Here is an 8,900-nt window from a genome sequence, read left to right as displayed (position 1 = left end):
TTTTGGCAACGCAGATGCCGTGCCGCAGCCGCCGAAGCGGTGCTTAAGCCGCTAGGCGGGAATTGTGCGGTGTTGCCCAAAGAAATAGACTGAATTTTCGACTTTTCAGATCAGCCTGAATCATTCAATGGTTTTCAGCAGGGCATCAATATCGCGGCGCTCGGCAAGGCCCAGGCTGAATGCCGTTGCGCTGCCGCAGGCGGTGCCAAGGCGCAGGGCGTAAGAGTAGCTCCCGCTTTGCAGGTAACCGGCAATAAAACCGGCTACCATGCTGTCCCCAGCGCCAACGCTGTTTACCACTTTGCCTTTTGGGGTGCCAATGCGGTGCACCGCACCGGTTTCATCCAGCAGCAGGGCACCATCGCCCGCCATGCTTACCAGAACATTGCGTGCACCACGCTGCTGCAATTTCCGGGCAGCCTGGGTAATCTCTTCATCACGATTGAGCTCTTTGCCAAAGATCTCACCCAATTCATGGTTGTTGGGTTTGATCAAAAACGGGTGGTAGGGCAGTACCTTTACCAGCAAATCACGGGTGGCATCCACCACAAAGCGGATGCCGCGGCCATCCAGCCGAGCCAGAATCTGCTGGTAAACATCCTGCGGCATGCTGGAAGGAATGCTGCCGGCAAGTACCAGAATGTCACCCTCGCCCAGTTCTTCCAGATTGTCCCACAGGGCCTGCATGGCTTCGGGAGTAATGTTCGGGCCGGAACCGTTGATCTCGGTCTCTTTTGCGCCCTTTACCTTAACGTTGATTCGGGTCATGCCGTCCGGCAGGCGGATGAAGCGGGTTTTCAGGCCGGAAAGCTGCAAGCCGCGCTCCAGCCAGGCACCAGTTTCGCCAGCTGTAAAGCCAAGGGCGATGCTTTCGCACCCAAGCTCCCGCAAAACGCCGGAAACATTGATGCCCTTGCCGCCAAACTGGCAGGCTTCGTCTGAGGTGCGGTTGATCTCGCCAACCGCCAGGGGGGCAGTCAGATGCAGAACGTAGTCGATCGCAGGATTAAATGTGACGGTGTAGATCATACGGAACACTCCTTTACAAAGGTAAGCTGTGCGTACCGGGGGTCCGGGCAGTGGTTGGTCAAAATGGCCCCGCAGCCAATATCCCCGATCACGGCGGAATATACCATATCGAACTTTGTGTTATCCACCAGAAACCAGCGTTCCCGCGCGCGCTGCAATGCGGCGGTTTTGATGCTGGCTTCCTCCGGGTCCGGCGTGGTAAAGCCCTCCGCAGGGCTTACGCCGTTGGCACCCATAAACGCTTTGGTAAAGTTGTAGTGCTGTAAATCGGCCAGCGTTTCCGGCCCGGTAATGGCTTCCGTGATGGGACGCACCTGCCCGCCGGGCAGGTAGGTGCGGCAGCCCTTTTGCACCAGCATGCGCGCATGGGCAATGCCGTTGGTCACATAGGCAGCCTGCAGGGCAGGGCCCTCCAGCGCGGCGGCCAGCGCCAGTGTGGTGCTGCCGGCGTCCAGAAAGATAAAATCTTTCTCGGTGATCATTGCGGCGGCGGCGCGGGCAATCAGACGCTTTTCTTCCACAGACTGTTCCTCGCGGGCCGCCATGGGGGGCTCATCCGCCAAAACGGTGCGCCCAACCAGCGTGGCGCCGCCGTGTACCTTTTTTAACAGGCCCTGCCGGTCCAGCTGGGTCAGGTCGCGGCGGATGGTGGATTCGCTTGCATCCAGGGCATCACACAGCTCCAGCACGGTGGCCGAGCGCTTTTGTGCCAGCAAATCTAATATCATAGCAAAACGTTCTTCGGCAAGCAAGACAATATCCTCCTTAAAACCGGACAATACTTCAGGTAATTCCCCTGGCGATTCTTGAAGCTTTTTTGCTTTACGCCTGTATTATACACGCACAAACAGTCAAAAGCAATCATGAAACGCCAAAACAAAACATAAAATTTACGGACTGCTTTTTGTGCAATTTGACAACGATAAACGCTCTGTATTTGGAAAACAAGCACATAAAAAGCCGGGCACTGCGCAGCGGCAGTGCCCGGCCGAGAAATATGTATCGTAAGGATCGTCAAAAAATGGAAAGTAAAAATCAGATTCCGTCAAAAAGCGTCAATCCTGAAAAGCGCGTTCAAAGCGGTCGATTTTTTCGCTTTTCCCAATCACCAAAATGGTGTCCCCGTTCTGGAACCGAGACTCCGGCGAAAACTCCACATCGGTACGGTGGTCGCGTTCGATGGCAATAATGTTAATGCCGTATAGTCGGCGGATATCCAGCTCCCGGATGCTTTTGTTCAGCATCTTGCCGTTTACCTGGATGCGCTGTACCTCCACACCGTCCTCCAGGGCAATGTAGTCCAGCAGGTTGCCGGAGATTAGGCGCTTGCCAATGCGCACTGCCATATCGGCTTCGGGATAAACAACGGTCACGCCCAGCCGCTTGAGAACCTCGCCATGTCCAACGCTGCTGGCTTTGGCAATCACATGCGGCACCCCCATGTTCAGCACCAGCATGGAGGTCAGAATGCTGATGTCGATCTGCTCGCCAATACAGATGCCTACCGTACCGCAGTTCTGAATGCCGACTTCGGTCAGAGCCTCTTCGCTCAAATCATCTACCACAAAGGCATAGTCAGTATATTTGCGAATAGCCTTGACCTTCTGCTCATCGCAGTCAACGGCAATCACCTCTTTGCCGGCTTCGGCAAGGGTGCGGGCCAGCGCAGAACCAAAGCGCCCCAGCCCGATAACACCGAACAAAGCGGAAGAATCCTGTTTTTTCATAATGCACCTATCCAATCGTAATGGCTTCTTCAGTAAAGTGCGCGTTGGGTTCCGGGCGTTCCACCCAGAGGGAAAGCAGGGTAAAAGCCCCAACGCGGCCCGTGTACATGGTAAAAATCAGCACCAGCTTGGCGGCCAGGCAAAGCTGCGCTGTAATGCCGGTGGAAAGCCCGGCAGTGCTGTAGGCGGAGACCGCTTCAAACAGCAGGCTGATGAACGGCAGGCCGGGTTCCAGGATGCAGAGCAGAAATGTGGTGCAGCATACCACCAGCATGCCCAGCAGCCCAATGGTGGAAGCCTTGGCAATGGCGTTGGCAGGCAATGCACGGCGGAATGCACCCGGCCGCTGCTTGCTGAAAATGCAGCGAATCTCTTGCGCCAGAACAAAAATGGTGGTGGTTTTGATGCCGCCGCCGGTGGACCCCGGCGAAGCACCAATGAACATCAGGATAAGAATCGTAAACAACCCGGCGTTGCTCAGTTTGCCCAGATCCAGCGTGGCAAAGCCGGCCGTGCGGGCTGATACGCTCAGGAAAAATGCTGTCAGCCAGCTGAGAGGATCGGTGAACTTTAATAACAGGGTACCTGCTGCCAGCAAAAATGCCGTGGTGGTTACCACAACCTTGGAATGCAGGGTGAATTTGCGGAAGCGGAACCGGCACTTGACCACATCCACCATGACCAGAAAGCCGATACCACCCGAAATGATCAGAAAACAGGTGCTCAAATTCAGCAGCACATTATCCCGATAGGGGGTCAGGCTGCGCCCGCCACCTAAAATATCGATGCCAGCGTTGTTGAAGGATGAGATGGAGTGGAACACACTCAAACCCAGCGCCTTCAATGGTGGATAATCCTGCGCAAACACTGCAAAGATGGGGATGACCCCGGCCAGCTCAAAGGCAAGGGTCAGTTTAATGATGGCGCGTACCAGCCGCACCATGCCCTCCAGACTGCTCACATTCATGGCTTCCCGGATCAGGGTACGCTCCCGCAGGCTGATGCGCCGTCCCGCAGCCAAGGCAAGCCCCATGCCGATGGAGGTAATGCCCAAACCGCCGATCTGGATCAGCACCGCCATCACAGCCTGCCCCACGGGGGTAAAGGTATCGGCGGTATCCACGGTCAGCAGGCCGGTTACACAGACGGCGCTTGTGGCGGAAAACAGAGCGTCCACCGGCTGTACGGTAATGCCCGACCGGATGGAAAATGGCATGAGCAACAAAAGCGTACCCAGTAAAATGGTGGAAGCAAACCCCAGAGCAATCAATCTTGCAGGAGGCTGATGATTGAAAATTTGTTTGAATCGTTTCATATGCAGTATCAGGCCGGGTCAGCAAGGCAACAACTGAACCCACTTATCATATTTGTTTGGACGAAAAAGCTCACTTGATATATAAACATAGCCGCTTTTAGCGGCGATGTCAAGCATTTTGTGCAAAAGATAAAGGCAGGATAAGGATTGGGCACCGGGCAGGGAAAGAGGAATAAAGGAATCTGGCTGCGGTAGAAAATGTATACGAAACAAAAACGGCCCGGCAAAAAATTGCCGGACCATAGGGGAGATGATGGAATTTTAACGCAGTGGGGCAGGCGGGAAATTATTCGCCCAGGTGCCAGATATCGCTGTTGTACTCTGCAATCGTGCGGTCACTGGAGAAGAAGCCAGCCTTGGAGATATTGATCAGGCACTTGCGGCGCCAACCCAGCGGGTCGCAGGCATAATCAGACAAAGCCTGGCCCTTGCGCACCACATAAGCGTTGAAATCGGGCAGGGTCTGGAACCAGTCCTTGGTTTTCAGTTCATGCTGCAAACGGGCCAGGTTTTCTTCCTTGCCGGCGGCCAGCATTTCGGGGCCGGTCAAAAAGTCGATGGCACGGCGCAGGTTGGGGTCGCCCTCGTACCAGTCTGCCGGGTTGTAATCGCCCGCAGCATAGCGGTGGATGACCTGGCCGGAGGTCTGGCCGAAGATGTAGATGTTCTCGTTGCCAACCTGCTGGCTGATCTCCACGTTTGCGCCGTCCATGGTGCCAAGGGTCAAAGCGCCGTTCAGCATAAACTTCATGTTGCCGGTGCCGGATGCTTCCTTGGAGGCCAGGCTGATCTGCTCCGAAAGATCGCAGGCGGGGATCATCTTTTCGGCGGCGGTCACGTTATAGTTTTCCACAAACACGACCTGCAGCCAGGGGGCCACCAGCGGATCAGCGGCAATCACTTTGGACAGGGTCAGCAAAGCGTGGATGATATCCTTGGCAATGATGTAAGCTGGGGCGGCCTTGGCACCAAAAATGCTCACCAGCGGCACAGCCGGGGTGTGACCCGCGCGAATCTCGAAATACTGATGGATGAGGTAGAGCAGGTTCAGCTGCTGGCGCTTGTACTCATGCAGGCGCTTGGACTGGATATCGAACATGGCGGTGGGGTCAACCTTCACACCCTGGGTGTGCTCCAGCCAGTCAGCCAGGGCCTTTTTGTTGTCGGCCTTGACCTGGGAGAACTTTTGCAGCACATTGGCATCCTCGGCATAGGGCAGCAGTTTTTCCAGCTCGGCGGCATCCTTGCGGAAACCGGGGCCAATCAGGGATTCAATCTCTTTGACCAGTGCGGGGTCACATTCCAGCAGCCAGCGGCGGAAGGTGATGCCGTTGGTTTTGTTGTTGAACTTTTCCGGGTACAGCTTATAGAAGCCGTTCAGCTCGGATTCCTTCAAAATTTTGGTGTGCAGGGCGGCAACGCCGTTGGTGGAATGGGTAAAGTGGATGTCCATGTGGGCCATGTGCACGCGGTCGTCGGCGTCAATGATGGCAAGGCCGGTATCATTGGTGCGCTTTTTGGCGGCAGCATCCAGCTTTTCAATCACCGGCATCAGCTGGGGCACAACTTTGTCCAGATAGCTGCGCGGCCAGGTTTCCAGCGCTTCGGCCAGGATGGTGTGGTTGGTGTAAGCGCAGGTGTCGGTCACGATCTTGACGGCTTCGTCAAACTCGATGCCCTTTTCGCCCAGCAGGCGGATCAGTTCGGGGATAACCATGCTGGGGTGGGTATCGTTGATCTGGATGGCGGCGTAATCGGCCAGGTCATGGTAGTTGCAGCCGCGGGCGGCGCATTCGGCCAAAATCAGCTGGGCACCGGCGCTGACCATCAGGTACTGCTGGTAGATACGCAGCATGCGGCCTGCTTCGTCGGAATCGTCCGGGTACAGGAACAGGGTCAGGTTTTTGTCAATGGCGGTTTTATCGAACTGGATGCCGTCATGCACAATGCTTTCATCAACGGTGTCCAGGTCAAACAGGTTCAGGGTGTTGGTGCGGCCCTCGTAGCCGGTCACGGCCAGTTTGTACAGCCGGGCAGTGTAAGGTTTGCCTGCCAGGGTGACGGGGTAGGTGATATCGGTCTTTTCCGCCCAGGAATGTTCGTTCAGCCAGGGGTCCGGCAGTTCGTTCTGCAAGCCGTCGGCAAAGCTCTGGTGGAACAGGCCAAAGTGGTAACGCAGGCCGATGCCGTCGCCCGGCAGGTTCAGCGTTGCCAGAGAATCCAGGAAGCAGGCAGCCAAACGGCCCAAACCGCCGTTGCCAAGGCTCGGCTCCGGCTCGACTTCCTCGATGTCGGAAAGGCTCTTGCCTGCGGCAGCAAGGGCATCACGCACATCATCATACAAGCCGAGGTTGATGAGGTTGTTGGAAAGCAGTTTACCGATCAAAAATTCAGCCGAGATATAATACAGCTTGCGACCGTTGACCGGGCGTACCTGTGCGGCGCTCTTGCTGTGCACAAGATCCAGTAGGGCAAGGTAAATTTCCTGGTCGGTGGATTCGACAAGGGGCTTGCCGATCAGCTTCTGTAAAGTTTCCGTCATGGTCTGCATAGCGGGTTCCTCCTAAAAGATGAATTTGCAGAGGCCAAGGCGTTGGTATCGCCTTTGGTTCAGGCCTCAAGTGGGGAAGCTTGCGGTGCGGCCCGCACTTCCTCTTGCTATATCCAGAATATCATACAAAATCGGTAAAATTCTTGTGCAATTCTGCCGGATTGTGGTACAATACAAGCATCAGGAATGCAAAAGGGGGCTACAACATGCCAAACCAGGAACGCTTGCGGGAAACCAAACACCATGGTGCGGTGCGGTTCCCTTTTAATATCTACCCCTGCACCATACCGAGGGACTTTTTGCAGGTGCCGTTGCACTGGCACGACAGTATGGAACTTGTCTATGTTAAAAAAGGCAGCGGAATCGTGCAGGTCGGTGTGAACGCTTACCCGGCGGAGCAGGGCGATATTTACATTTTTGCCCCCGGCACCCTCCACGCCCTGCACCAGCGCGGCCAGGCCGTGATGGAATACGAAAATATCATTTTTGAGCTGGAGCTGCTGGGTGGTGCGGATGATCTGTGCGCCGAGCGCTACCTTTTGCCGCTGCAAAGCGGCCGCATGGCTTTGCAGCCGCGCATCATCCCCGGCGAGGCGGGCTACCCCCAGGCGGCGGCCTGCCTGCAGGAAGCGGAGGAAGCCAACAAGGTAAAAAACACCGGGTATGAGCTGGCCATCAAAGGGGCGCTGCTGCGGTTTTTGTCCATCCTGATTGGCCAGCACGGCACCCCGCTCCCGGCGGATACTACTGACACCCGCCGCCTGAAAACGGTCTTGCAGCTGATCGAAGCGGAATATGCTACCCCGCTGCGGATTGAGGACGCCGCCGAAGCCTGCGGGTGCAGCCAAAGCCATTTTATGCGCTGGTTCAAAAAAATGACCGGCCAGGGCTTTACCGCCTACCTGAACGACCACCGGCTGAACCTTGCCGCAGAACTGCTGCGCATTACTGACGCCACCGTGCTGGATATCGCAGGCCGGGTGGGGTTTGATAACCTTTCATACTTTAACCGCCTGTTCAAGCGCCGCTATGGCATGACCCCGCGGGAATACCGCAGCAAATAAAGCAGCAAAAACCAAACTCCGCCGCCCGGAATGTGCATAGCATCCGGGCGGCGGGGTTATATATTCTTATAGAAATGATAAAGTGGGCAATCCGGCAGGAAAGCGGTGTGGCCGGGCGGGGACCCTACAGGCAAAAGAAAATAGCGACAAAAATTACTTCATCCAACGGATCTGCTGCTCTTTTACCAGCGGATAGCTGACAAGCTCGGTACCGTCCATGTCCTCTTTGTGCATATCCACAGCGGTGATCTGGCTGTTTTCATAGGTGGTGTAGTAATAAATGCCCTTGTCGGCATTGCAGCAGCTGGTGTACAGGGTAATCTCGTACTTACCGTTGTCCAGCTCGCAGCAGCCGCGCTGCTGCTCTACCGAGCCGAGAATATGGAAAAACTGGCTCACGCTTTCTGCTTCGCTTTCCCCGGAGCGGGAGTTGGCGCGCACGAAAGCCGCCCGCACAAACCGCGACTGAGACGAAAGATCCCCCGGCAGGCCCATGGCCCCCATGCCGCGGCTGTAAGCGTTCAGCGGCAGGTTGGGTGCAAAGTGGTTGCCGGTTGCCTTTGGGGAAAGCTGCATATAATTATTCAAAGCAAACAGCTGCATGGGGAACGGAGGGTTGTTGGTCAGCACACCGGCGGGGTTATCATATACATGCAGGCCGTCTTTGGTAGATTCCAGCGTGATGCACTCATGATTATCGGCAATCATCCAGTGCAGGCTGGCAACGGGCATCCCTTCGCAGAACGGGGTATCCACCAGGTTCATGCGGTCCAGCAGGGTGCGGGCATCCTGTACGGTAGCGCAGCGGCCCAGCAACCAGGGGATCAGCTCAAACTGGGCAACATTATCTTTGCCGGGTTCATCTTTGCAATACCAGGCGTTGCCCACAAAGTTCAGCCCGGCAATGCATAGCCCTTTTTCGTTGATGGCATCGTAATACAGGGGATAGTTATTCTGCACGCAGGCCATGCCCAAAATGGCATAGTGCTGGTCCAGCACGCCAAGGCCGTTCAGCTGGAACGGATAGTGCCGCGGGGTAAAGGTGACGGTCTCGCCGTAACCGAATTCATAGTCCAGGTTGCGGCCAAAATAAAAATCTTTGGTCTGGTACGTTGCAGCAGTGCACATACAAATAAGCCCTCCGGTCGTATCGTAAATGATGTCTTTAACGTTATTATACCACGGCGCAGCGCTGCTATCGAGAAGATTTTGTG

7 protein-coding genes are annotated in these 8,900 nt (G+C 55.7%); 1 reads left to right on the top strand and 6 read right to left on the bottom strand.

The features are described from left to right. Positions 1 to 120 precede the first annotated feature (120 nt). The 5 genes from pfkB to glgP form a co-directional block, all read right to left on the bottom strand. Positions 121 to 1,029, bottom strand: coding sequence for a 1-phosphofructokinase (gene pfkB, locus C4885_RS09040; protein WP_114000014.1), 909 nt, complete (start codon positions 1,027 to 1,029; stop codon positions 121 to 123). Then, positions 1,026 to 1,757, bottom strand: coding sequence for a DeoR/GlpR family DNA-binding transcription regulator (locus tag C4885_RS09035; protein WP_242979526.1), 732 nt, complete (start codon positions 1,755 to 1,757; stop codon positions 1,026 to 1,028). Before C4885_RS09035 ends, pfkB begins: the two co-directional genes overlap by 4 nt. Positions 1,758 to 2,084: 327 nt before the next feature. Continuing rightward, a complete protein-coding gene (locus C4885_RS09030) occupies positions 2,085 to 2,756 on the bottom strand; it encodes a TrkA family potassium uptake protein (RefSeq protein ID WP_114000012.1) in 672 nt (223 codons plus the stop codon). A gap of 7 nt (positions 2,757 to 2,763) precedes the next feature. Further along, positions 2,764 to 3,972: a TrkH family potassium uptake protein gene (locus C4885_RS09025; protein ID WP_371681652.1), complete on the bottom strand. Its 1,209-nt coding sequence runs from the start codon at positions 3,970 to 3,972 to the stop codon at positions 2,764 to 2,766. Positions 3,973 to 4,357: 385 nt separating this feature from the next. Beyond that, the gene (gene glgP, locus C4885_RS09020) at positions 4,358 to 6,622 is read right to left on the bottom strand and encodes a glycogen/starch/alpha-glucan family phosphorylase (RefSeq protein WP_114000010.1); all 2,265 of its coding nucleotides are present in this window, start codon (positions 6,620 to 6,622) and stop codon (positions 4,358 to 4,360) included. Positions 6,623 to 6,828: 206 nt separating this feature from the next. Here glgP and C4885_RS09015 point away from each other — a divergent pair, with 206 nt between their 5' ends. Further along, positions 6,829 to 7,686 (top strand): AraC family transcriptional regulator, encoded by an 858-nt coding sequence (locus C4885_RS09015; protein WP_114000009.1) that lies wholly within the window; start codon positions 6,829 to 6,831, stop codon positions 7,684 to 7,686. Between the two features lie 153 nt (positions 7,687 to 7,839). Here C4885_RS09015 and bsh read toward each other — a convergent pair whose 3' ends face one another. Next, positions 7,840 to 8,814, bottom strand: a complete 975-nt coding sequence (bsh, locus tag C4885_RS09010) for a choloylglycine hydrolase (protein ID WP_114000008.1) — start codon at positions 8,812 to 8,814, stop codon at positions 7,840 to 7,842. Between the last annotated feature and the right edge of the window lie 86 nt (positions 8,815 to 8,900).

It is taken from the genome of Subdoligranulum sp. APC924/74 (assembly GCF_003324125.1).
Lineage (GTDB): Bacteria > Bacillota > Clostridia > Oscillospirales > Ruminococcaceae > Gemmiger > Gemmiger qucibialis.
Note: the sequence above shows the minus strand (reverse complement) of the source record. Positions and strands in the feature narration are given on the sequence as shown.